Annotated in this window: 19 protein-coding genes; 6 read left to right on the top strand and 13 right to left on the bottom strand. The window is 32.3% G+C overall.

Annotation, left to right across the window (positions count from 1 at the left end; translation table 11 throughout):
* The first annotated feature begins 66 nt into the window (after positions 1-66).
* A complete protein-coding gene (locus IW18_RS09530) occupies positions 67-1,020 on the top strand; it encodes an AAA family ATPase (RefSeq protein WP_041517368.1) in 954 nt (317 codons plus the stop codon).
* Between the two features lie 56 nt (positions 1,021-1,076).
* Here the strand turns inward: IW18_RS09530 and xrtN are convergent, their stop codons facing one another.
* Both xrtN and IW18_RS09520 read right to left on the bottom strand, forming a co-directional pair.
* Positions 1,077-2,315 (bottom strand): exosortase N, encoded by a 1,239-nt coding sequence (xrtN, locus tag IW18_RS09525; RefSeq protein WP_160113218.1) that lies wholly within the window; start codon positions 2,313-2,315, stop codon positions 1,077-1,079.
* Complete coding sequence (locus tag IW18_RS09520) at positions 2,315-4,810, bottom strand: XrtN system VIT domain-containing protein (RefSeq protein WP_240475546.1); 2,496 nt, start codon at positions 4,808-4,810, stop codon at positions 2,315-2,317. Before IW18_RS09520 ends, xrtN begins: the two co-directional genes overlap by 1 nt.
* 408 nt (positions 4,811-5,218) lie before the next feature.
* On the opposite strand from IW18_RS09520, the gene IW18_RS09515 reads away from it, so the two are divergent.
* Positions 5,219-7,990: a bifunctional aconitate hydratase 2/2-methylisocitrate dehydratase gene (locus IW18_RS09515; RefSeq protein ID WP_041517365.1), complete on the top strand. Its 2,772-nt coding sequence runs from the start codon at positions 5,219-5,221 to the stop codon at positions 7,988-7,990.
* A gap of 130 nt (positions 7,991-8,120) precedes the next feature.
* Complete coding sequence (locus IW18_RS09510) at positions 8,121-10,385, top strand: aconitate hydratase (protein WP_041517711.1); 2,265 nt, start codon at positions 8,121-8,123, stop codon at positions 10,383-10,385.
* Positions 10,386-10,460: 75 nt separating this feature from the next.
* Here the strand turns inward: IW18_RS09510 and IW18_RS09505 are convergent, their stop codons facing one another.
* Complete coding sequence (locus tag IW18_RS09505) at positions 10,461-10,793, bottom strand: winged helix-turn-helix transcriptional regulator (RefSeq protein WP_041517364.1); 333 nt, start codon at positions 10,791-10,793, stop codon at positions 10,461-10,463.
* Between the two features lie 96 nt (positions 10,794-10,889).
* Between IW18_RS09505 and IW18_RS09500 the strand changes: the two genes are divergently transcribed.
* Positions 10,890-11,492: a nitroreductase family protein gene (locus tag IW18_RS09500; protein WP_041517363.1), complete on the top strand. Its 603-nt coding sequence runs from the start codon at positions 10,890-10,892 to the stop codon at positions 11,490-11,492.
* A 197-nt stretch (positions 11,493-11,689) separates the two neighbouring features.
* Here the strand turns inward: IW18_RS09500 and IW18_RS09495 are convergent, their stop codons facing one another.
* Entirely contained in the window at positions 11,690-13,048 is a 1,359-nt protein-coding gene (locus tag IW18_RS09495; RefSeq protein ID WP_041517362.1) for a Kelch repeat-containing protein, read from the bottom strand.
* 57 nt (positions 13,049-13,105) lie between these two features.
* Complete coding sequence (locus tag IW18_RS09490) at positions 13,106-14,482, bottom strand: Kelch repeat-containing protein (protein ID WP_041517361.1); 1,377 nt, start codon at positions 14,480-14,482, stop codon at positions 13,106-13,108.
* A 251-nt stretch (positions 14,483-14,733) separates the two neighbouring features.
* Here IW18_RS09490 and IW18_RS22930 point away from each other — a divergent pair, with 251 nt between their 5' ends.
* Positions 14,734-16,176 (top strand): C40 family peptidase, encoded by a 1,443-nt coding sequence (locus tag IW18_RS22930; RefSeq protein ID WP_041517360.1) that lies wholly within the window; start codon positions 14,734-14,736, stop codon positions 16,174-16,176.
* On the opposite strand, the gene IW18_RS09480 is transcribed toward IW18_RS22930, so the two are convergent.
* The 4 genes from IW18_RS09480 to IW18_RS09465 all read right to left on the bottom strand — a co-directional run bounded on the left by IW18_RS09480 (position 16,137) and on the right by IW18_RS09465 (position 19,798).
* Complete coding sequence (locus IW18_RS09480; protein WP_255313515.1) at positions 16,137-16,517, bottom strand: response regulator; 381 nt, start codon at positions 16,515-16,517, stop codon at positions 16,137-16,139. The two genes, IW18_RS22930 and IW18_RS09480, sit on opposite strands and share 40 nt — an antisense overlap.
* Before the next feature lie 43 nt (positions 16,518-16,560).
* Complete coding sequence (locus IW18_RS09475; RefSeq protein WP_041517359.1) at positions 16,561-17,985, bottom strand: sensor histidine kinase; 1,425 nt, start codon at positions 17,983-17,985, stop codon at positions 16,561-16,563.
* Between the two features lie 368 nt (positions 17,986-18,353).
* The gene (locus tag IW18_RS09470) at positions 18,354-19,163 is read right to left on the bottom strand and encodes a hypothetical protein (protein WP_041517358.1); all 810 of its coding nucleotides are present in this window, start codon (positions 19,161-19,163) and stop codon (positions 18,354-18,356) included.
* 146 nt (positions 19,164-19,309) lie between these two features.
* Positions 19,310-19,798: a hypothetical protein gene (locus tag IW18_RS09465; protein ID WP_041517357.1), complete on the bottom strand. Its 489-nt coding sequence runs from the start codon at positions 19,796-19,798 to the stop codon at positions 19,310-19,312.
* Between the two features lie 150 nt (positions 19,799-19,948).
* Between IW18_RS09465 and IW18_RS09460 the strand changes: the two genes are divergently transcribed.
* A complete protein-coding gene (locus IW18_RS09460; RefSeq protein ID WP_041517356.1) occupies positions 19,949-21,361 on the top strand; it encodes an APC family permease in 1,413 nt (470 codons plus the stop codon).
* A 143-nt stretch (positions 21,362-21,504) separates the two neighbouring features.
* On the opposite strand, the gene IW18_RS09455 is transcribed toward IW18_RS09460, so the two are convergent.
* The 4 genes from IW18_RS09455 to IW18_RS09440 form a co-directional block, all read right to left on the bottom strand.
* Positions 21,505-21,906, bottom strand: a complete 402-nt coding sequence (locus IW18_RS09455; protein ID WP_041517355.1) for a hypothetical protein — start codon at positions 21,904-21,906, stop codon at positions 21,505-21,507.
* Positions 21,907-22,139: 233 nt separating this feature from the next.
* Positions 22,140-22,601 (bottom strand): DUF1810 domain-containing protein, encoded by a 462-nt coding sequence (locus tag IW18_RS09450; RefSeq protein WP_041517354.1) that lies wholly within the window; start codon positions 22,599-22,601, stop codon positions 22,140-22,142.
* Positions 22,602-22,757: 156 nt separating this feature from the next.
* The gene (locus IW18_RS09445) at positions 22,758-23,384 is read right to left on the bottom strand and encodes an alpha-ketoglutarate-dependent dioxygenase AlkB family protein (RefSeq protein ID WP_041517353.1); all 627 of its coding nucleotides are present in this window, start codon (positions 23,382-23,384) and stop codon (positions 22,758-22,760) included.
* Positions 23,385-23,432: 48 nt separating this feature from the next.
* Positions 23,433-24,821, bottom strand: coding sequence for an exonuclease domain-containing protein (locus IW18_RS09440; protein ID WP_041517352.1), 1,389 nt, complete (start codon positions 24,819-24,821; stop codon positions 23,433-23,435).
* Positions 24,822-24,864: the final 43 nt, after the last annotated feature.

The raw sequence follows: 24,864 nt of genomic DNA, 5'->3' as shown, positions 1-24,864 counted from the left end.
AAATAAAAAGAGTTAGTTTTATGAATTAGTAGAGCTAACTCTTTTTTAATTTTAAAACATACTTAAATGTCTGACGTAACAGCAATTCATAATTTAGTTCAAAAACGAAATGAATTAAAAAACGAAATAGCAAAAATTATAGTAGGCCAAGATGCAGTTGTAGATCAAATTTTACTTTGTATATTTTCTGGAGGACATGCCCTTTTGATAGGTGTTCCGGGTTTGGCAAAAACGTTAATGATAAACACTTTGTCTCAGGCTTTAGGTTTAGATTTTAAAAGAATTCAGTTTACGCCGGATTTAATGCCTTCTGATATTTTAGGAAGTGAAATTTTAGATGAAAACAGACAATTTAAATTTATTAAAGGACCAATTTTCTCTAATATAATTTTGGCAGATGAGATTAATAGAACTCCGCCCAAAACGCAAGCAGCTTTGCTTGAAGCCATGCAGGAACGTTCAGTAACAATTGCAGGACAAAACTATAAATTAGATTTACCATACTTTGTTTTAGCAACACAAAATCCAATTGAGCAAGAAGGAACTTATCCTTTGCCCGAAGCACAATTAGATCGTTTTATGTTTGCAATTAAACTAGAATATCCAACTTTCGAAGAAGAAGTACAAGTTGTAAAGCGTACAACTTCTGATGCAAAAACAACTATAAATCCATTGTTTACAGCTCAGGAAATTATCGATTTTCAGCATTTAATTCGTAGAATTCCTGTTGCAGATAATGTAATTGAATACGCAGTAACTTTAGTAAGTAAAACACGTCCTGATAATGCTTTGTCTAATGATTTTGTAAAGAATTATTTAGATTGGGGAGCTGGACCAAGAGCCTCTCAAAATCTAATCTTGGCCGCAAAAGCACACGCTGCATTTAATGGCAAATTTTCTCCGGATATCGAAGATGTAAAAGCAGTTGCAACCGGAATTTTGAGACACAGAATTATTAAAAATTACAAAGCAGATGCTGAAGGAATAACAGAAGAAATTATTATTCAGAAACTAATGTAAGTTTTATGCAAATAGAAAAAAGAGCCTAATAGATTTTAAGATCTGTTAGGCTTTTTTTATTGTGCTTTATTCGTTTCATTTATAAGCCGAATGGGTTTATTGTAAAAGAGTTTTATTAGTGAAACTTCAATAAGAGAAGTGTACTTTTTATTATTGCATTCATACCACCAATACGAAAAATATTGCACGCCGTTTTTCTCCATTCTCACAAAACAGATTTCTTCATTGTTCTTTTCAATAATTTTTGATTCGATCACTTTATATCCGTTTCCAGTCCAGCAAACTAAGGGGTTGTGCGATGGAGTTTTTATATAAATAAGTTTTTTTGGAGTTACGATTTTAAAAACCTCTTTGTTAACCCAAATTCCTTTACTCGTATTATAAGTAGGGTTTATATTATCAAGCAATTTATGATCTTGATCTTTTTGGATTTCCAGACTTGTTGCAATAAGAGTTATTATTGCTGTAATAAACGGTAACAATTTTAAATATTCAGGTTTAGAATCTGTAATGGTTTCTTTTGAAGGTTTAAAAAAACGAATTAAAAATAACATTGGTGCCATTTGATAAAATACAAAACAAAGCAAACCAATAGTATGGTGAAAAGTATTCTCTTCGGTGCAATTAAATAAAATCAAAGTTATAATTCTGAAATAATTCGAAATAATATTTAATAGAATGACGAAAAAGCAAAACAATAAAATTTGTTTAAGGTTGAAGTATTTTTGTTGTTTTCGCTCTTCTAGAGTTAGTAAAAAAGCACCGGCAAGTAAACCGGTTTTAAACATAGACAATCCCATACAGGCAGTATCTATTGTGATTTTTGCGTTATTGATGTAAAAATTTACACCTTCAATTTTATCAAAATGAATAAAGTTTTTCAAAGTTAAATAAACACTATAACAAAGTGTTTGCTTAATTTCTACAGTTAGATAATCAAAAAACGTATTAAAGAGCGAGGAAAATAACAGAATACAGATAAAAGAAATAAACGAAAATCGTTGCGTAAAACTATAATATACAAAACAGACAAATAGAGATAAAGCTAAAAAATGTATGGATTTGGTGTGCAAACGAAAACTGATAAATTCTAATAGAAAAATTAATCCCAAAAGGGGGTAATTCATATTAAAGGAAGTTTTTCTACCTCCAATTAGAAATAATAGTATCGAAAATAAAATTCCAAAAAGATTACTGTTAATTCCGTTTACTATAATAATATAGTTGATTGCCAGAAGGCAACCTAAAATAATTAGAGCAATCTTTTTAGAATGTTGAATAATGAAGTTATGCATTAAATCGTTTGTTTTGATTTTCGATAATAGAAAAACAGAATTGTAGAGCCAATAATAATTAATAACCATTCGTGTGGTTCCGGCACCGCTCCGTCATTGTTGATTGATGCATTTCCTAAAGTATTGACGTTTTTCTCAATTCCGTTGTTTTTGTAATCTTCATCGGTTTCTAGAACAATTAGTGATGAAATAGGCGTAACAATGTTGGCATCTTTGGCTAAATCAACATATTGATTATTTGCTAAAGTTTCATTTTGTATTTTAATTTGTTCCTCCAGAACTTTTCCAAAAGCATACATTCTATAAATGTGATCTGGCCCTTTGCTTTTAAGAGAGTCCGTTTTTAGATTTTCAGTAATCGAGATATGAGCAGGCTCAATATTAACTGTGTTTTTTTCGGTTTTGTACAGTATAAATTGATTTTGGTTGATTAATTTCAAGCAATCTGTAATACTGGTCTGAAAGTAATCTACATATTTCTGTTCTTTCGCCGTTTGCCAAAACGGATTAATATCTGACGAGATGTTAATTACTTTTAGATTTCGCTGTTTTGTTTCTGTTTTTATTTTTTTTAGATAATCAGAATCCTCAAGCTCTTCAAAATTGGCCGAAAATGAACCGCATTTTGTAACAATTAAACTATTTGGTGTAATTTTATAAAGAGGCAACAATGAATATTGTAAATCCTCAAAATCCAATTCAATAGCTCTCAGGTTTTCTTTATTAATAGCAGTTTTTTTGCCGTTTAAAAAAACAAACACATTCTTTTTGTTCAGGTTGACAAAAGATTCAATTTGTTTGATTGTCCAACTGCTATTTAAATCTAAAATGATTTCTGAAGGCTTAAAGGGAACCACTGATTTACTGATGTCTCTTATTTCATAAATTTTGTCTTTCCAGGCAAACGAATTTGATTTTGTATTTTTTGTTAGTGGTACAAAAGCTTCCCAGTCGTCTAATCCTTCAGATTGGTTAATGTAATAGTGTTTGGTAAGTTCGAAATCTTTAGTGGTTTTTATTTTTGCATTCCCCACAGTTTCAATTCTCGAAATAGTTTCGGCATTTGAAATGTTTGGTCCTTTTATAGAAAGACTTTTGTACTTCATTTCATTATCTTCGACTTGTAAAGGAGTTGTAAAACCGCATTTAAAAGTTCTTGGAGTTTTAAAATTGATGGGAAAAACGCGTACTACGACTTTGTTTCCTTCTTTCCATTGCATTAAAGAAGGATCACGACTTTCGACTCCAACAATTTGCTTGTAAGCGGCTTGAGCCTTTTCCTTAGTTGTTAATACTCCTTTTCGTTCGATTCCATTAACCCATAACGATAGAGAAGTTGCAACTGAGCCTTCGGGTAGCTGAAAAGAGTAAATTGCTTCTTTGTCGAGCGACGAATCTTTAGTACTGGCAATTTGCATCGTGATTTCGGTATAAGCTAAACGAGCATCTGCATAAATTTTCACATCTTCTTTAATACTTTTTGTTACTAAATCCTCACCGCTCCAAAGTTGCTCTTCAGTTTCTAATCTTTTATCAAAATTTGACTTCAAAATATTTATACGTTCATCACTGCTTAAATCGAGATCATGACAGAATAAATAAGCAATAGCTATAAAAGGGTTGTGCGTTTTTCTTTCATTGAATTGTTTCGTTCCGAAAGAATCAAATCCTCCAAGTCTGAATATATCGTGTAGCGGAACATAGATAATACCTTTTTTTAAGAGAATTTCATTAAAAAAGTTAGGTTTTAAGTTTTGCGAAATTGCTATATGGTTAGGTAAATCACTATCGCTGCTGAAAGAGTTTAAGGCATTGACTTTGGCAATTTTATTGCTTTCGAGACTTAAGCCAATGGTGAATATTGTCAATCCGACTAATACAATTAAGAATCCTGCGCCAAATGAAAGGGAATAATTTCTGTTGTGAGATAAATGCCTAATAATTGTTAGTGAATGAATAATAAGTACTATCGCCGGAACTAATCCATAAAAGCCCATTCCTAAAGCTAGTATAGCAGCAAAGGAAACGGGTATTATTGGAATTAAAAAAATTGCAAAATATAAAATGATTGTGAAGGACAAACCGTTTATGAAAAGCGGAATCGAAATGTTGTATTCGTCTTCTGAATTTCTATAAATGAAGAAATTAGATAAGCAAAAGGCCAACGTTGCGAAATAAACCCATATTGGTAAATCATTGAAAACAGGAATGAAAATATTTAAGCAAAAACATCCAATAAACCAGTTCAAAATCAAAAATGGAGTTAAATGAATGTATCGTTCTTTATCCCTTAGAATCATAAAGGAAAGGCTGGCTCCATAAATAAATTCAATCACCAAGCTTATGATTACAATGGAGTCGAAATTGTAAAAAAACATTTTTTTGCAAGAAAGGGAGCTTATTAGTAAGATAGTACTAAAGGTGGCTACTGCTAAACTAATTGTGACTCCGGTTTTTTGAGTGTAATTTTTAAAAAGATCTAATTTGTTTTTCATAGTTGTATTTATTTAAAAGTACTTTGAATTACAAAGTTATAAGAAAATTTGAATTACAAGTTTTTTTAGACATATTTTTTAATGCGATGAACTTGGTTGAGTGGAAGTAAAATGAGAAGATTAAAAGCTAACTATAACGTTATAATTGCTAATTTAGAAAGGTTCTTAGGTAAAATAGAGGTAAAATCTCACTTCTGATATAACATTAAATTTCGACTTTGTTAAAGAAAAGATTTTTAAATATCAATAATTCATTTTTTTAATACAAAATTGATATTTTGACAAAAACAAGCAGTCAAAATCGTTTTTTAGCAATAATAATTTTTGAAAAGGTGAGTTCTGTTATATAATTTTTAATTATCGTCATTAATGCTTAAATTTGCGTAAAAAAATAAATCTGCCTTTATTATGAATATTTATCAGGATTATATCCAAGAAATTGAAGAAAGAAAAAATCAGGGACTTCACCCGAAGCCAATTGATGGAGCTGAATTATTAAGTGAAATCATTGCACAGATTAAAGATTTAGATAACGAATATAGAGAAGATTCGATTAAGTACTTTATTTATAATACTATACCAGGAACTACAAGTGCTGCTGGTGAAAAAGCTAAGTTTCTAAAGGAAATTATTCTTGGAGAATCTGTAGTAAAAGAAATTACCCCTGCTTTTGCGTTTGAGTTATTATCACACATGAAAGGTGGGCCGTCTATCGAAGTATTGTTAGATTTAGCTTTAGGTGATGATGCTGCTATTGCACAACAAGCAGCAGATGTACTTAAAACACAAGTTTATCTTTATGAGGCAGATACAGATCGTTTAAAAGAAGCATTTAAAAATGATAACGCAATAGCTAGAGAAATTCTTGAAAGCTATGCACAAGCAGAATTTTTTACAAAACTGCCAGAAGTAGTTGAAGAAATTAAAGTAGTTACTTTTATTGCTGGAGAGGGAGATATTTCTACAGATTTACTTTCTCCGGGTAATCAAGCTCACTCACGTTCAGACCGTGAACTTCACGGGCAATGTATGATTACGCCTCAGGCACAACAAGAAATTAAGGCATTACAAGTATTACATCCAGATAAAAGCGTAATGTTAATTGCAGAAAAAGGTACAATGGGTGTTGGATCTTCAAGAATGTCAGGTGTAAACAACGTGGCACTTTGGAGTGGTAAACAAGCAAGTCCATACATTCCATTCGTAAACATTGCTCCAATTGTAGGAGGTACAAATGGTATTTCTCCAATTTTCCTAACAACTGTTGATGTTACTGGTGGTATTGGTTTAGACCTTAAAAACTGGGTTAAAAAATTAGATGCAGAGGGTAACGTAGTTCGTAACGAAAGCGGTGACCCTGTTCTTGAAGAAACATATTCTGTTGCTACAGGTACTGTATTGACGATCAATACAAAGACTAAGAAACTTTATAATGGTGACAAAGAATTAATAGATATTTCTAAGGCATTTACGCCTCAGAAAATGGAATTTATAAAAGCTGGAGGATCATATGCAATTGTATTTGGTAAAAAGCTTCAAACATTAGCAGCAAAAATTTTAGATGTCGAAGCTCCGCTTGTATTTGCTCCATCAAAAGAGATTTCTATTGAAGGACAAGGGCTTACGGCAGTAGAAAAAATCTTCAACAAAAATGCTGTTGGAATTGCTCCGGGTAAAGTTTTACATGCAGGTTCAGACGTTCGTGTAGAAGTAAACATTGTAGGTTCTCAGGATACGACTGGTCTTATGACTGCTCAGGAATTAGAGTCTATGGCGGCTACAGTAATTTCGCCAATCGTTGATGGTGCATACCAATCTGGATGTCACACTGCTTCAGTATGGGATAAAAAAGCTCAGGCAAATATTCCAAAATTGATGAAATTCATGAACGAATTCGGTTTAATCACTGCACGTGACCCTAAAGGAGTTTACCACGCAATGACAGATGTAATTCATAAAGTACTTAACGATATTACAATTGATGAGTGGGCGATCATTATTGGTGGTGACTCTCATACAAGAATGTCAAAAGGTGTTGCTTTTGGTGCTGACTCAGGAACAGTTGCGCTTGCACTTGCTACAGGAGAGGCTTCAATGCCAATTCCTGAATCCGTGAAAGTTACATTCAAAGGAGAGATGAAAGACTACATGGACTTCCGTGATGTAGTTCACTCAACACAAGCTCAAATGCTTAAAAAGTTTGGTGGAGAAAATGTATTCCAAGGTAGAATTATTGAGGTTCATCTAGGAACTCTTACTGCTGATCAGGCATTTACATTTACAGACTGGACTGCAGAGATGAAAGCAAAAGCTTCTATCTGTATTTCTGAAGATGATACTTTAATTGAATCTCTAGAGATTGCAAAAGGTAGAATCCAGATCATGATCGACAAAGGAATGGACAATGAAAAACAAGTTCTTCAAGGATTGATCAACAAAGCAGATAAGAGAATTGCAGAGATTAAATCGGCTGAAAAACCAGCTTTAACTCCTGATGCAAATGCGAAATATTATGCTGAAGTTGTGGTTGATCTTGATCAAATTATCGAGCCTATGATTGCAGATCCAGACGTAAATAATGCTGATGTTTCTAAAAGATATACTCATGATACTATCAGACCTTTATCTTTCTACGGAGGAGATAAAAAAGTAGATCTTGGATTTATTGGTTCTTGTATGGTTCACAAAGGGGATATGAAAATTTTAGCTCAAATGCTAAAAAATATCGAAGAGCAACACGGTAAAGTCGAGTTCAAAGCGCCGTTAGTAGTAGCGCCACCTACATATAATATTGTAGATGAGCTTAAAGCTGAAGGTGACTGGGAAGTTTTACAAAAATACTCAGGTTTCGAATTCAACGATGCTGCACCAAAAGGAGCTGCACGTACTGAATATGAGAACATGTTGTACTTAGAGCGTCCAGGATGTAACCTTTGTATGGGTAATCAGGAAAAAGCAGCAAAAGGAGATACTGTGATGGCAACATCTACACGTCTTTTCCAAGGAAGAGTTGTAGAAGATACAGAAGGTAAAAAAGGAGAGTCATTGCTTTCTTCTACACCAGTTGTTGTTTTATCTACAATTTTGGGTAGAACTCCTACACTTGCTGAATATACAGCTGCAGTGGATGGTATTAGCCTAACTAGGTTTGCACCTTCTCACAAACTGTTAGTAATGTAATCATACGATTAGTTATAATCATTATATATAAAAAGCCTGAGTTTATAAACTCAGGCTTTTTCTTTTCTAGCTGTTCTATTTTTTGTAACTTGGTATGTTCAAAATAAAAAAAACAAAAACAATTATACTTATGGCTTTTGATATTGAAATGATTAAAAAAGTGTATGAGAACATGCCAGGTCGTGTTGATAAAGCACGCGAGATTGTTGGTCGTCCACTTACATTAACAGAGAAAATTTTATACAATCACTTGTGGGATGGAAATCCAACAAAGGCGTTTGGAAGAGGAGTTGATTATGTTGATTTTGCGCCCGATCGTGTAGCTTGTCAAGATGCAACTGCTCAAATGGCATTGTTGCAATTTATGCATGCTGGAAAACCAAAAGTAGCAGTTCCTACAACGGTTCACTGTGATCACTTGATTCAGGCAAAAGTAGATGCTGAAACAGATTTGGCTAGGGCAAAGACACAAAGTAATGAAGTTTTCGACTTCTTGTCGTCAGTTTCTAATAAATACGGAATAGGTTTCTGGAAACCAGGAGCAGGAATTATTCACCAAGTAGTACTTGAAAATTATGCTTTCCCTGGTGGAATGATGATTGGTACTGATTCTCACACTGTAAATGCAGGTGGTTTAGGAATGGTGGCCATTGGTGTTGGTGGAGCAGATGCTGTAGACGTTATGTCTGGTATGGCTTGGGAGCTTAAATTTCCTAAATTAATTGGAGTAAAACTAACTGGTAAATTATCAGGATGGACAGCTCCTAAAGATGTTATCCTTAAAGTTGCCGGTATTCTTACCGTAAAAGGAGGAACAGGAGCAATCGTTGAATATTTTGGAGAAGGAGCAACTTCTATGTCTTGTACAGGAAAAGGAACGATTTGTAACATGGGTGCCGAGATTGGAGCTACAACTTCAACTTTTGGTTACGATGCTTCTATGGGGCGTTACCTGCGTTCTACTAATAGAGCAGATGTTGCAGATGCTGCAGATAAAGTAGCTTCTTACCTAACAGGAGATCCAGAAGTTTATGCTAATCCAGAGCAATACTTTGATCAGGTTATCGAAATCAATTTATCTGAATTGGAACCACATTTAAACGGACCTTTTACTCCTGATCTAGCTACTCCAATTTCTAAAATGAAAGAAGCGGCGATCAAAAATAACTGGCCACTACAAATTCAGGTTGGTTTAATAGGCTCTTGTACAAACTCTTCTTACGAAGATATTTCTCGCGCAGCGTCTTTAGCCAGACAAGTAAGTGCTAAGAATTTAAAAACAAAATCACAGTTTACAATTACTCCGGGTTCAGAGGTTGTTCGTTATACTATCGAGCGCGATGGATTTATCGATACATTCCATAAAATTGGAGCAACCGTTTTTGCTAACGCTTGCGGACCATGTATTGGTATGTGGGATAGAGATGGTGCAGAGAAAGAAGAAAGAAATACAATCGTGCACTCATTCAATCGTAACTTCTCAAAACGTGCCGATGGTAACCCAAATACACTTGCATTTGTTGGTTCTCCAGAATTGGTAACCGCAATGGCTATTGCAGGAGATTTAGGATTTAATCCGTTAACAGACACTTTGATCAACGAAGATGGAGAAGAAGTAATGTTAGATGAGCCTACAGGAGACGAATTGCCTCCAAAAGGATTTGATGTTAAAGATCCAGGATTTCAAGTTCCGGCTGAAGACGGTTCAGGAGTTCAGGTAGTAGTTAGTCCAACATCAGAGCGTTTGCAATTATTAGCTCCGTTTGATGCTTGGGATGGTAAAAACATTACAGGTGTAAAATTATTAATCAAAGCATTCGGAAAATGTACGACAGATCATATTTCTATGGCTGGACCATGGTTACGTTTCCGCGGACACTTAGATAATATTTCTAATAATATGCTGATTGGAGCAGTAAATGCATTCAATCAAAAAACAAATTCAGTTAAAAATCAATTAACAGGAACTTACGACGCTGTTCCTGCGGTTGCACGTGCTTACAAAGCGGCTGGAGTGCCGTCTATTGTTGTGGGAGATCATAACTATGGCGAAGGTTCTTCTCGTGAACATGCTGCAATGGAACCTCGTTTCTTAGGAGTTAAAGCAGTATTGGTGAAATCTTTTGCTCGTATTCACGAAACAAACCTTAAAAAACAAGGTCTTTTAGGATTAACATTTGCTAACGAAGCCGATTATGATAAAATCCAAGAGGATGATACAATCAATTTCCTTGATTTAGTAGATTTTGCTCCAGGAAAACCATTAACATTAGAGTTTGTTCATGCAAATGGTACAAAAGATATTATCTTGGCAAACCATACTTACAACGCAGGTCAAATTGGCTGGTTCGTTGCAGGTTCAGCATTAAACTTAATTGCTGCTGGAAAAGCTTAATTCTTTAAAACTAATTATAAAAAAAACGCGCTGTGAAAACAGGGCGTTTTTTTATACAGACTAATCAAATTTTTTTTAGAGTTTTAAAACTTCAGCTGTTTCAATGCCCCATTGAGCAATGGCTTGAAGTAATGGAATTAATGTTCTGCCAAATGCGGTTAATTCGTAATCAACCTTTAGTGGAGGTTTATTTGTATGTACGGTTCGTATAATAAGACCATCTTCTTCAAGTTCTTTTAATTGAAGGCTTAATGTTCGCTCTGTAATAACTTTACATTCTCTTCGTAATTCACTATATCGCTTTTTTTCGATTAAATGAATTAGAATTACTGCCTTCCATTTACCGCCTATATACTTCATTGTTAGGCTAGTGCTACAAGGATATTGCTTATTGTCTATACTATACATCTGTTACTATCAACTTTAACCGTTATTGCAAAGATAGATTACTATACTTAGTTTTGCAACAGTAAAAAGTATAGTATATAACATAAAAATAGAAATATGAGTTTTTTAGATCTTGCAAAAAGTAGATATGCAACAAAAAAGTACGATGCTACTAGAAAGATAGGCGAAGAAAAAATTGAAGAGTTGAAAGAAATAATAAGATTAAGTCCTTCTTCTATAAACAGCCAGCCATGGAAATTTACTTTTGTTACCAACGAGGCTGTGAAAAAAGAATTAGCAGCTCAATCCTATATGAATGAACAATCGATTAATGATGTTAATCTTTTAGTTGTGTTTAGTGTAATGGAAGATATTGAGTATTTTGAGAAACGTAATATCTCCATTTTGCCAGAAGCGTGGAGGAAGCTTTTTTACGAACCAATGATAAAGTCGAACGGAGATGTGGCAACAAAATCTTGGATGGAACATCAGGTTTATCTTTCTTTAGGTTATTTTTTGAGTGCCTGTATAAGCATGGGACTTGATGCTACGCCAATGGAGGGAATTAATATTGAAGCATACAAGCAAATATTGTCTCAAGATGGTTATACACCTTTGTTTTCTGTTTCAGTTGGATATGCGGATTTAAGTGATTGGGCACATCCATCTGTTTTGCCAAAATCTCGTTTTGAATTAGAGGAAGTTGTACAATCTATTTAATAGTAAAGCAGGCGCTATTTTTATAGAGCCTGTTTTTTAAATTGATTAATTTTGTTTGAGATTTTTGGAATAATAAACTTAAAAAATATGTTTAGTTGAAGATTATCTTTTTTGAAAAATCTGTAAACTTCTTATGTTTTGGATTTGTAAAAAGTAAGTTAGTTTCGAATAAGGAAAAGCTTTTTAATTTGCTTTAGCTATATTTCGTTATTCAGCGTCTTAATTCTCGTAGGTTTTGTATTTTCAAACTCATTAATGTCAATACTTAAAACTTTTGCAGAAGGTATTTTAGAGTAACTATTATCAATACGTCCGCCCAAAATGTATAACTTATCATTGTCATAGTAAATAGCAGCATATTTTAAATCCAAATCAATTTCATATTCTTTCAAAAGTTTTGTTTTCAAATCATAAGTGCACATTTTTCTATCTTCAAAAAAATAAATCATATTTTCATGAAAAGTGATAGCCGGACGTTCAAATGGCGAAAATAATTCACCTTCCGTTTTCCATTTTTCAGTTAATAAATCATACGATTCGATTTGCGAAATCGCTTTTCCATTGTTTCCCCCAATCAAATAAATTTTATTGTCAATCAAGATCCCGGTAGTTTCCTTTGCAGTTGGCATATTGTTAAGTTCATACCAGTAACCAGAAGTAGTATTGTATAGATGTACCTTGTTGGTAAAATCTTTTTTGCCACTTTCGGTCATTTTTACAGAACCGCCCATTACAATAATATTATCATTATAAGTAAACGAAGCAAAATCAGCGGCCTGATGCGGATTGGTTTTGTCGATTTTGACAGACAATTTATCAAGATCTAAAACTTCAATTTGATCTTGCAAATATTCCCAACTGCTAATTTTGTTTACGAACACTTTTTTTCCGCCCAAAACATAAATCAAATTATTGCAAAAATGAATATTATGGTAAGCTCTCCCTTGTAATTTTAGTTCTGGAAATTCCCAAGAATTTGTTTTAATATCATAGATAGAAAGATATTTTTTATAATGACGTTTTACACTGGTTTGATTGGCATCCAAAAAGTCACCCATAGTAGGGACGGCTTTTTCTGCTCGAACTTTTGCCATTTTGTCTATATCCTCATAACCATCGCCACCACTAACATAAATTTTTCCTTCGTTAAAAAAAGAGCCAAATGAATAGATAGGATTTTTTAGAGTACTTATTTCACTGAACGCAAGTTTGGTCTTCAATTTTTGATTAGGTGCAATGGTAACATCAGATAAATTTTGGATTTCTTCTTCAAGCACAACCTTATAAGCATTCTTTTTTAAAGAGCTTATAGATAGTTTTTGAGTAATGTAACCCAAATGAGAAAATTCTAGTATTTCATCATCCTTAAATTTTGGAAGAATATAGATCGAAAACACTCCTTTGTCGTTACTAACCGTTCCACTTTTACTAGATAATGCAGAAACATTTGTATTATCAATTGGTAAATTGCTCAATTGAGAAACGATAGTTCCTTTTATATCTTGCGCGGTTAATAATAAAGGAGAGAGAAGAAAAATAAAGAGTAGTTTTTTCACAATATTTAAAGGTATAATTGGGTGGCTTGTTTTCTAGTTTGGATTATTTAAAAGGTGTTAATCAGCCTTTGCTAAATTTATTTCTTGAAAGAAAGTTTTGGTTCTAGTTGGTATCGTATTTTTAAATTCACCTATGTCAACGCTAAATACTTTTGAAGAAGAAATTTTAGAATATTCATTTTCCGTACGACCTCCAAAAATGTACAATTTATGATTGTAGAAATACATAGTAGAATATTTATATCCTAGCTCAATTTCATATTCCTTAAGTTGTTTTGTTTTGAGATTATAAGTACACATTTTCTGATTTTCAAAAAAGTAAATAATATCATCATGATGCGTTATAGCAGGTCTCTCAAAATCAGAAAATAATTCGGCTTCTGTTTGCCATATTTGTGTATTAATATCAAAACTTTGAATTTTGGTAATAGGTTTTCCGTCATTTCCACCTATCAGATATATTTGATCTCCAATCATAACACCTGTAGTCTCGCGAGGGGTTGGCAGATTACCAAATTCGTACCAGTAGCCAGAAGTAATATTATAAAGGTGAATTTTACTCGTAAAATCTTTTACGCCATTTTCTGCCGTTCTCAGATAACCTCCCATAACAATAATGTTGTCTTTATATGAAAACGAAGCAAAATTAGCAGCTTGATGCGGATTTGTTTTGTCTATTTGAATGGATTGATTGGTAAGGTTTAAAACTTCAATTTTATCTTGGATGTATTCCCAAGTAGTACTTTTATTTATGAGAATTTTTTTTCCACCTAAAATATAAATAGCATTATCGTAAAAATGAATATTATGATATGCTCTTTTTTCTAAATCTAATTTCTGTAATTCCCAAGTATCTGTTTTAAAATCATAAATACATAAATCTCGTTTGTAAAATTGAACATAAGCATCATTTCCAACTTTAAGAAAATTGAATAAATCAGCATCGGCTCTTTCAGCTCTGTATTTTTCAAATAAATCAGTTTCATAAGAAGCATCACCACCAACAAGATACATTTTATCATCTTTCAAAAAAGACCCAAATGCAGAAATGGGACTTTTCATAGAATTTAATTGTTTGAATCCAAGTTTTAGCTTCAACTTTTTAGTGGCGGTAATAGTGACACCTGATAAATTTTGAACTTCCTCTTCGAGGAAAATTTTATAGTTGTGTTTTGTTAAATAGTTTAAAGTAAATCGTGCAGTAATATAGCCAATATGCGAAAATTCTAATATTTCGTCGTCCTTAAATTTTGTAAGGAGTTTTAAAGAGAATTGACCATCTTGATTTGTTATAGTTCCTACTTTGCTTGATAGTGCATATATATTAGTGTTCTCAACGGGAAGGTTGTTTCTCTGCGAAACTACAGAGCCATTTATGTTCTGAGCGATTGATAATAAAGGGCACAGGACGAAAAATAAAAGTAATTTTTTCACACTATTTTAGGTTTAAAGTTGGTTTTTGGCTAGAAAAAAATGCTTGATATTATAAGAAGCATTATTTCAGCCAATTGACTCAATTTTTATGCCGAATTTGTTAATTTGAACCAAATTAGTTGTTAAAAAGCATGGTTTTTTTACTTTAAAAAGTTAAATTCGCTTATTCAGTAATAAAGTTGGTTTTTTTGAGTTTAAAATTAGAGAATAAATTCAAAAAAGAATAATAAAGTATTAAAATGTAATAGATAATGGTTTTTAGGCTAATAATAGTTTTGTTTTTTTTTAGTGTAGGTGTCTTTTCTCAAGAAAAGTTCACAAAGCATAAAATCTCAAATGGAGAGAATCTTTCTATTATTGCAAAAAAATATGGAGTTAAAATAAAAGATATTACAGAAGCAAATCCTAATGCTCCTAAAGTTTTAAAACTAAATTCGGTTTTGTTAATTCCGAATAACAATATCAAAAATACTGAAAAGAAAAATGAAACGACTGCACATTCAACCAAAGTTGCAGCTGTAAGTTCAAGTCAGCATGAAGTTGTTGAAAAAGAAAATCTTTGGGTTATTTCAAAAAAGTATAATGTATCTGTTGAAAATTTAAAAAAAGCAAATCTGTCGCTTGAAAATGAAGATTTAAAAATAGGACAGAAACTTAATATTCCTTCCAATGCTATTGCGTCGACTGAAAAAACAACTAAAAATCAAAAAATAGAAAAACCGGAAATAATCGCTTCAAAAGATGTTGAAGTAGAAGTTAAGGTAAAACCAAAAGAGACAAAATATCTTATTGCCAAAAAATACGGAATAACAGTTGCAGAACTGGAACGACAAAATCCACTTATTAAGAAAAAGTTGCCAGTTGGTTATGTTTTAAAAATTAGAACGTCTAAAGAAAAAGCAAATCAGGAACTAAATGATACCGCTATTGCATCTCAATTTCAAATTAATGAGAAAACAGATGTAGTTCCAGAAATCATTACCAAAACAGATGATGTAAAAAGCGGAAATGAATCTTCAAATAAGGTTGATGTAGTTGTTGAGGTGCAGCCAAAAGAAACAAAATACGCAATTGCAAAAAGATATGGATTAACGGTTGCAGAACTGGAACGACAAAATCCATTTATAAAAGGAAAATTGCCAGTTGGTTATCTTCTAAAAATTAATACTACAAAAGAAAAGGCAGATGCAGCTTCGGCTTCGATAATAAATCCTCAAATTAATGAAGGTTTATCAGAATCAACACAACTTGCTGATAATTCTGAAGTAAAAAAAGATACAACTACAGTATTTAGAGTTAGCAATCATTCTGATTTAGTAAATCAATTAATTGTAAATGCGACTGAAAATATTGGAACTCGTTATCGGTCTGGCGGAACTTCAAAAGCTGGTTTTGATTGTTCAGGATTAATGATTTGTACTTTTAGCAACTTTGATATAAGATTGCCAAGAAGCTCAATAGAGCAATCTCGAGTAGGTACAAAAGTAGGAACAGATGAAGCCAAAAAAGGAGATTTAATCTTTTTTAAAACAAACGGAAGACGTCAAATCAATCATGTAGGAATGGTGGTAGAAGTTGTTGATGGCGAAATTAAATTTGTTCATTCTTCTACACACGGTGGAGTAATGATTTCTTCAACCAAAGAGCCATATTATCAAAGAGCTTTTACACAAGTAAATCGTGTTTTAGAATAATCTGTTAACTTTTGCATTAGTATTATTTTAAACTCTTCAGTAGGGAAAGGTTTACTTAAAAAACCAGTAATATAATTATTTCCATTAATTCTGTCGATTTCATCAGGATCCAAAGTTGACGAAAGAACATAAATTTGAGTATCTTTTTTTAATTCATTCTTCAATTTCGCATACAACTCCAAAAAATCAAATCCGTCTATTATTGGCATTTGAATATCCAATAGAATAATTAAGGATTTTTTGTTTTTATTTTCGATGATCCATTGAATCCCTTCTTTTCCATTATTTGCAATTGCAATCTGATCAATCTTTAGTACATTTTTAAATAATTGTTTTACAATAAGTTAGTCGATAAAATTATCTTCAATCAACAAAAAAGTTTCCTTAAACTCCATGTGTTTTAGGGATTGTTACGATGAATTTGCTGCCAATAGTTTTTTCAGAAACTACAGTTATATTTCCTTTAATATTTTCAACGGCTTCTTTTACAATGTATAAGCCCAATCCTGAGCCCTTATTTTTGTTTGTTCCAAAATACATTTCGAAAATAGATTCCTTATATTCCTCCTTAATTCCAATTCCATTATCGGCAACTTCAATTTTGTGGGCACCCTCGGTAGTATATGTTTTAATATTGATAAACATTTCCTGCTTATTAGTATCGGCATATTTTATAGCATTAGAGATTAGATTACCAATAATTATTTTTAAGCGTAATCCGTCGCTATAAATTTCGTCAGTTAATATTTCTTGTTTAATAATGATTCTGCTGGCGTTTTCTATATGTGTTAATTGAGAGATCGCTTCGTCAAATAATTTGCGTAGGCTAACAGGTTGTATGATGATTTGTTTACGCTTGTTTTTAGAATAATCAATAATATCATTTATAAATTGATCTTGCTTTGTGAGACTTTGCTGCATTAAGTCCAAATAATCTTTAATTTGGTTTACATCATCTTCTAGTTGCGTAATTTCAATTAAGCCTTTTAACGAAGTTATGGGCGATCTTAAATCATGTGAAGCACTATAAACAAAGCGATCTAATTCTCGATTCACTAATACTAAATCTTCGTTTTTAACCTCAATTTCTTTTTTTGAAACAAGTAAACGTTTTACCATTATAAAATAATAGGTACAGACACTTAGAATGATAATTAAAACAAAAATGATATTAGTTATAATTAATAAGTTTTTAATTTTTCGTGTTCCTTCGCCCAAAGTATTGGAGAAGTTACGCTCATTAATAGTTAGTTTATCGCTGATGTTACTAATTCTGGCTATAAACTTTTGTTGATTTGCAGGTGTTAATGTATTACGCTGAATTTTTGCGTTTATCTGTGTTCCAATAATAAAAAGTTCATTAATTAAATTGTCGCCCTGTTCCCATTCTCGAATTGCTTTTGCGAAGAACGAAACCTCTTTAAAATTCACAAACAACCAAACAAGATCATCCAGATCGTCTTCATGATTGCGGCCCGCAGTAAAACCAATTCGGGCTACTTCATTATCGCCAACTTTTAAAAGCGTTTTACGTGCAATTCCGTCGCCTTGTGGGATTTTTAGATTTTCGATATACAGTTTCCAATGATTGAGTTCTTTGGTGTAGAGATATGTAATAAGATGTCTTGAAGCATCTTTTTGTCCTTTAGAGTAATGTGATTCTCCATTGACATAAGCTCTACTGGCTGAAAGTATTTTTATCGTAAAAAAATTAATGCAAATTAGTAATGCACAGGAAAATAATACAATTAGTAATAGAACAAAAACATTAGGAAGACGAAAATTTTTAAAAAATAATCTTCGAGGCATAATTTTCGGATTTGTAGGTTAATAATTTGATGCGATGCCTTATAAAGATTACTTCTTTCGGAATCACTTTGCAGTAACAATCGTTTGGGGCAATTGCGATGCGTATTAGTGAAAAAAGATAAACATTTGTTAATGAGTTATTTCAGGTTTATATCACGTATTAGCTATTATTTGAAATTTTATAAAAATAATGCATTATTTGTTGTTAAACAATGTAAAAGTAAGATCAATTAAAAATCAGTTAATTAGTACTGTTTTATCAATTGATTTGAGTTTGTGATGCATGATTTTGGTTGTAGCAAAGGAGTAATAAGAAGGTTCTAAAAAAATATTGTTTTTCGTTTAAGCCAACATACTCAAACATAGTTTTATTTGTTGATTTTTTCGAAAGCCTCTTTTTTCATAACGTTAAGTTCGTCAGTTTTGCAATTCCATATCGAGACGTATTCCTTAGACATTACATAAACGTTTTCCCAGCCCGTAAATTTTTCGTACAACATTGTAGTGCAGATATCTGTAGCGGTAATTAACTCACCAGTTTCCGGTAAATGACTGTGCATTGCGGCTACCGATATGTTTTTGTCGTCACCATAATTTACAGGAATAATATTAGCATGTAAACGTTTAGTACTTTTTAATTCGTTTTCATTATTAAAAGTTAGCAAATAGTCATTTCCATAAATTACGACCCCGCTTTTAGTTGGTCCTGTTAAAACGTAAACTTTTTTTTCGTTATTTGAGATTAACGGAATCAAATTAAGATTTGAGTTATTGTAATGCTTAAAAATAGTGTCAGATTTTATAGCGTTCATTGCCTTTGAACGTATTAAATATAAATCATTTTCATTTTTCGAAAAGCTTCTTTCTTCTAATTCTGATTTTGCAGTCTTAATATTATAGGTGTTGTCAAAGATTATTGTACCAATAACTTTTGGATTATCACCTTTTGAGAAGAATATACATTTTGCATTTTCGCCTTCTGAATAAGAAAAGTAACCGCAAATATTTTCTTGATTTTTATATTGCTCAATAAATAAATCAGTTCCGTACCACGAAGCCATTTCTGATTTGTACAAGTTTTTGCCTTCAACAACTACAGCTGCAATTTTTTTGGTTAAATCTTTTTGAGAATAAGAGTTTATACTGAACAACAAAATAAAAAGTAATGCTTTTTTCATATTTAAACAGATTAAAGGATTATTAGTTGGATTAAGGTTTAAGTTAAAACTTTATTTTATAGCTAAGAAGAACAAATTTTTAATGTTTCAAATATAAATAGTTGAAGTATTATTCTAATACGGGATGACGTAAAAGTCTAAAAAAATTATAGAATTTCTTTTAGTTTTAAAAGGTTTTCTAAAGCTTCTGTACCGATTTCTTCAGATTTTCTAAAAAATAATTTTACGATGAAATAACGAACAAAAAATGCGACAACGGCAAACACAATAGCCTCTGTAATTTTTTGTTCCATTGTTTTATTAGGAGTTATAAAAATAACGGCAGTTAATCCCAAAAACCACATTATAAAAAGCCATTTAAAGGCAGAATGGAATTTTTTGGTTAACGTAATTCGAGTTGGTATTGATTCGTCAATTTTGCCTTCAAAAACGCAAAACATCGAAGTTTTGGGGTAAGAAGAGATAATTTTAAATCTATATTTTTCAACTTCTCCAATAAAAAATTTATTTGTTTTATGTGCTGTACTACTAATAGTTCCTTCGAGAGTATTCTCTTTTAAAAGCTGTATTGTTTCCAAAGATGTATATTCTGATTCAAAGATTGAAGTTTCGTTTGGGAAAAGATTTAGGCTCATTATCGTTTTTTAAAATAGGATTCGAAGATATAGAATTATTGTTTTGGAATTTCAATTTCTGTTCTCAGAATTTACTCTTTTATAATTTAGAATTTCAAGAATTAGAGTTTAAGAAAAAAGTATATCTTTAACCAACCAAAAACCAAAAACATGCAAGAAAACGACCAAGAAAATTTTAAAAGAGAACTCGGATTATTAGATGGAACCATGCTTGTTGTAGGTTCTATGATTGGCTCCGGAATCTTTATCGTGAGTGCCGATATAGCCAGACAAGTAGGTTCTGCGGGTTGGCTAACACTAATCTGGCTTATTTCAGGATTAATTACTATTATAGCCGCAGTGAGTTATGGAGAGTTAAGCGCGATGTTTCCCAAAGCTGGCGGGCAGTACGTTTATCTAAAAGAAGCTTACAATAAATTAATTGCCTTTTTGTACGGCTGGAGTTTTTTTGCTGTAATTCAAACCGGAACTATTGCTGCCGTTGGTGTTGCTTTCTCAAAGTTTGCCGCTTATTTATATGAACCATTAAGTGACGAAAATATACTTTGGGAACTAGGCTCTTTTAAACTCAATGCAGCGCAGATTGTATCAATTTTCACCATTATTTTACTTACTTATATTAATAGCCGTGGTGTAAAAGATGGTAAAATTTTGCAAACTATTTTAACCATTATCAAAATCTTGTCTTTGTTGGGTTTAATCGTTTTTGGATTAACGCTTGCAGCAAAAGCTTCGATTTGGGATGCGAACTGGGCTGATGCCTGGACAACACGTTCTTTTAATAAAGAGAGCGGTTCATGGTTACCAATTAGCGGAACAGATTTAATTAGTGGGATTTCGGCAGCAATGGTTGGGTCGTTATTCTCAAGTGATGCCTGGAACGGTGTAACGTTTATAGCAGGTGAGATTAAAAATCCAAAACGTAATGTTGGTTTCAGTTTATTTCTAGGGACTTTTATTGTAACGATTATTTATATTTTAACCAATCTGATGTATTTGGCTGTTATTCCGTTTGATGAAATTGCAACCGCAAAATCTGATAGAGTGGCAGTGGTGGCTTCACAATATATTTTTGGAAATATTGGAACCTTAATTATTGCGATTATGATTATGATTTCGACTTTTGCCTGTAACAACGGATTAATTATGGCAGGTGCAAGAGTATATTATACGATGGCAAAAGATGGCTTATTCTTTAAAAAAGCCGCTGTTTTAAACCAATCAAGTGTTCCTGCTTGGGCGCTGTGGGCGCAATGTATTTGGGCTTCGGCTTTGTGTTTGACTGGAAAATATGGCGATTTATTAGATTTTGTAATTATCATTGTTTTGATTTTTTACATCTTGACGATTTATGGAATCTTCATTTTACGTAAAAAAATGCCTGATGCAGAAAGACCGTACAAAGCCTTTGGTTATCCGTTTTTACCAATGCTGTACATTGTTATTGCAACAGCAATTTGTATTTCATTATTATGGACAAAATTCTCAACTTGTGGTTGGGGAGTATTAATTATGTTAAGCGGGATTCCTATATATTACTTAACGAAACCGAATGAATCTTAAAAGATGTACTAAGCTTCTAAGTTTTTTTAAACACAAAAAATGCCTTGTTTTTAGCAAGGCATTTTTTTGTGTTTTATTTTGAGTAATAAAAAAGTCAACTTAAACTGTTTGAATCATTATAGTTCTTAGAAACGATAATAAGTTTAATTGCTTAAATCATTATTTATTTTTTCTTCTGTTGGTCTTAAAAAGATAAGATACAATATGATAAGTATTCCAAAGGCTATAAAATCTGGTTTTAGGAATAGTATAACAAAAGCACTTCCTTCAAGAATTGCCCATCGTGTAATTGATGCAGCTTGGTAAAGAGGTAATTTTTCTTCTGGTTTTAATTTTGGGTCAATTTGCTTTAGTCGTAATTTGAATAAAAAGTTGCTTAAACCAAATGCTAAAATAGGAATAGCCAAATATACAATCGAGGTAGAGTCAATAGTAGGAATTTTTAAATTCGTAATTGAGTTTTGTCCTAATATAAAATAGACAATGATTGTTCCCGCGCAAATAGCAAGATGGATAACTTTAAGGATTCTAATTTTTTCGTTCATTATTTCTTTGGTTTAGGTTAGGCGTTTAATTTTTAGAATTACGAATATAGAATTTAATTATATAAAAACAACCACCTTAAAGGCCGTGCATTTTTTTGGGCTAAAACGAATGATATTATTTTTATAGAACCTTAGCGTTAAAGTTTGAACATAAAAAAAACACTACCCATTGCAAAAGCAAAAAAAAGTAGTGTTTTTTAATTGAAAAAAATCTAATAAATTGAGAATGGGAATTATGCCATTTCAGTTTCTACAGGAGATTTTATAGTTGAATTAATAATAGATAATGTAAGAGAATCTGTTTCTCCAGAGAAAAAAGCATCTAATATTTCTTGAAATACAGGATTTGTGTTTTCTACCAAAGAGAAAAGAGTCATTGAAGAACGCAATTTTCGTGCGTCTAAATCTCCTAGAATTCCATCTGCTGATTTTCTTTTAAAAGTTAAAAATAACTCAGAAATTTCAATAAGATGTTTTCCTAAAATAGGATGTTCCAAGAATTCAGTAGCTTCTTTTAGATCATTAATGGCATAATAATTTGCAGTATCGCTCTTGCCTAATCCTTTAATCTGTGGGAAAATGAACCACATCCAGTGTGTTTCTTTTTTTCCTTTTTTGATTTCAGAAAGAGCAGTAAGATAAAGTTTGTTTTGCGCATCTAAAAAACGCAATAAATCATTGTTTGAGTGAGCCATTGTGGTAATGTATATGTAAAAAAAGGTTGCAAAAGTAGTAAAAAAGATAGGTTCTGCCTAATAAAAGGTTCATACACTGAGTATTTTAACTTTTAGAGGAGGAATTTTCCTCTTCGTTTCAAAGTCAAAAAAAACTCATTTAGAGTGATTTACAAATCATTCGCTTCGGTTAGTTCGTCTAAAGGTTAAATTGATTCTGGGTAAAACGTTTTTAGCTGTTTTAGGAACCTGATGCTGCCAGAAACTATTAGTTGTTCCCGCCATTAATAAAAAAGACCCGTGATGAAGCGGAATTTCGACCTGCGGAATCTCTTTTCTAAATTTATGACGAAGTCTGAACATTCTGGTTTCTCCAAAAGTTACCGAAGCAATAATTGGGTTTGGGCCTGAATTATGTTCTTTATCGCTATGCCAGGCAACGCCATCATTTCCGTTTCGATATAAATTAAGCAATAAACTATTAAAATCAAGCTGAGTTTCTCTTTCAACTCGGCCTCTAATAGTTAATAATTCATAAGTCCAGTCAGGACCATTTTGATCTGCACCAACATTATCTTTATCTTCATACCAGGAAATCATTCTAGGAGCGGTAACAACTTTATCATACATTTCCATTTCATATTCTCTCCATTTAGTTTGATGAAGTAATCTTTCATAAAATCGATCAGATTCTTCTTTGGTAAAAAAGTTATCAATCAAAATAAGTTCTGCATCAGGGAGGTCAAATATTTTTTTTCCTTTTAAACCTGTAGCAAATAATTCGGTATCGCTAAATAGTGTCATAAGTCAATACTTTAAGTTTATAGCTCTATTTTTAAAATTAGATTAATTTCATATCCTTGATTTTAGCAAGTTCTTATTGAAAAAAACTTTTCGGGGATTTTTCTCTGCATAAGCAAAAATTAACTGCTCAATGTATTGATTGCTTTTATACGGCGTAGCATAATTTTTTACTTCTAAAGGATCAGTAATCGCGACATCTAAAGGAATATATCCCATACCATAAAAATGACCATTTTCTATCCAGATACAACTGCGTTCGTGGGCTGTTCTTCCTTTTTCTATAATGGCAAAAGTAGGTCTGTTGTTTAATAAAAAATCAATAGCATTGTCGACTTGCTCATTATGATGCAAAACATTCGGCAAATCTTTTATATCATTATTTTGAAATATTTCTCCTTCTTGAGGTTTTGAATATTTGCAAAATCTATAATCAATTTCAAATTGTTCTGCCAGACCTCGCATTATATTTGTTGCTTCATGTAAACTACTGAACTGCTCAATACACGATTGAAATTTGTTGAGTTTTCCAATAGCGAGATATTTGTATCCGTTGCGGGCTTCGTATTGGTACAGTCCAAATTTTGGCTCAAATCGTTTTAAAGCTCTATTGTAAGTTGGCCAAAGGTGTTTAATTTCGGTGCATTCTAACAAGAGAGCCATTAACTCGTTGCCACAAACTTCAAAAGAAATCGAATAAATATCACGTAAGAAATGTTGCCTTTGCGGATTAATTTTATGTCCGCTAAAATGAGAAGCAACACGCTTTTTTATATTAACCGCTTTTCCCACATAGATTACTTTTTTTACCTCATTATAAAAATAATATACACCTGGTTTTTCGGGTAAATTATTAAAATCTTCAGGAGGAAGGTTAGGAGGTAAACGCTGATCTTGTGCCGTATTTTTGATCATTTGTTCGATATGACCTTCATCGTCCCATACGAGTAATCGTGAAAACAATATAGCCGTAGCCGCTGCATCTCCACCAGCACGGTGCTGATTTTCTAAAGTTATGTCGAGCGAATTGCACAGTTTTCCTAAACTATAAGAGGGAAAACCAGGTCTGATTTTTCTAGCTGCACGAACAGTACATAGCTTTCTTGCTGTCCATTTAAAGCCTGCTTGTTCAAGTTGATGACGAACAAACGAATAATCAAAATTAACATTATGCGCCACGAAAACACGATCTGTGAGCATCTCTAATACTTTCTCTGAAATATCATCGAAGATTGGCGCATTAGCTACCATTTCATTATTAATTCCTGTTAAGGCAAAAATTGGAATAGGTATTTCTTTTTCGGGATTAACAAGCGTTTCATATCGTTCAATCACGTTTTCTCCGTCATGAATGATAATCGCAATTTCGGTAATGCGGCTGTCACTGGCATTACCTCCAGTGGTTTCGATATCTACTATGGCGTATTCTTGCTTTTTCATCTTATTTATATAACGTGAAAACTATTTTTATTCGTGTCAAATT

The organism is Flavobacterium hibernum (assembly GCF_000832125.1).
GTDB classification, from domain to species: Bacteria; Bacteroidota; Bacteroidia; order Flavobacteriales; family Flavobacteriaceae; genus Flavobacterium; species Flavobacterium hibernum.
Note: the sequence above shows the minus strand (reverse complement) of the source record. Positions and strands in the feature narration are given on the sequence as shown.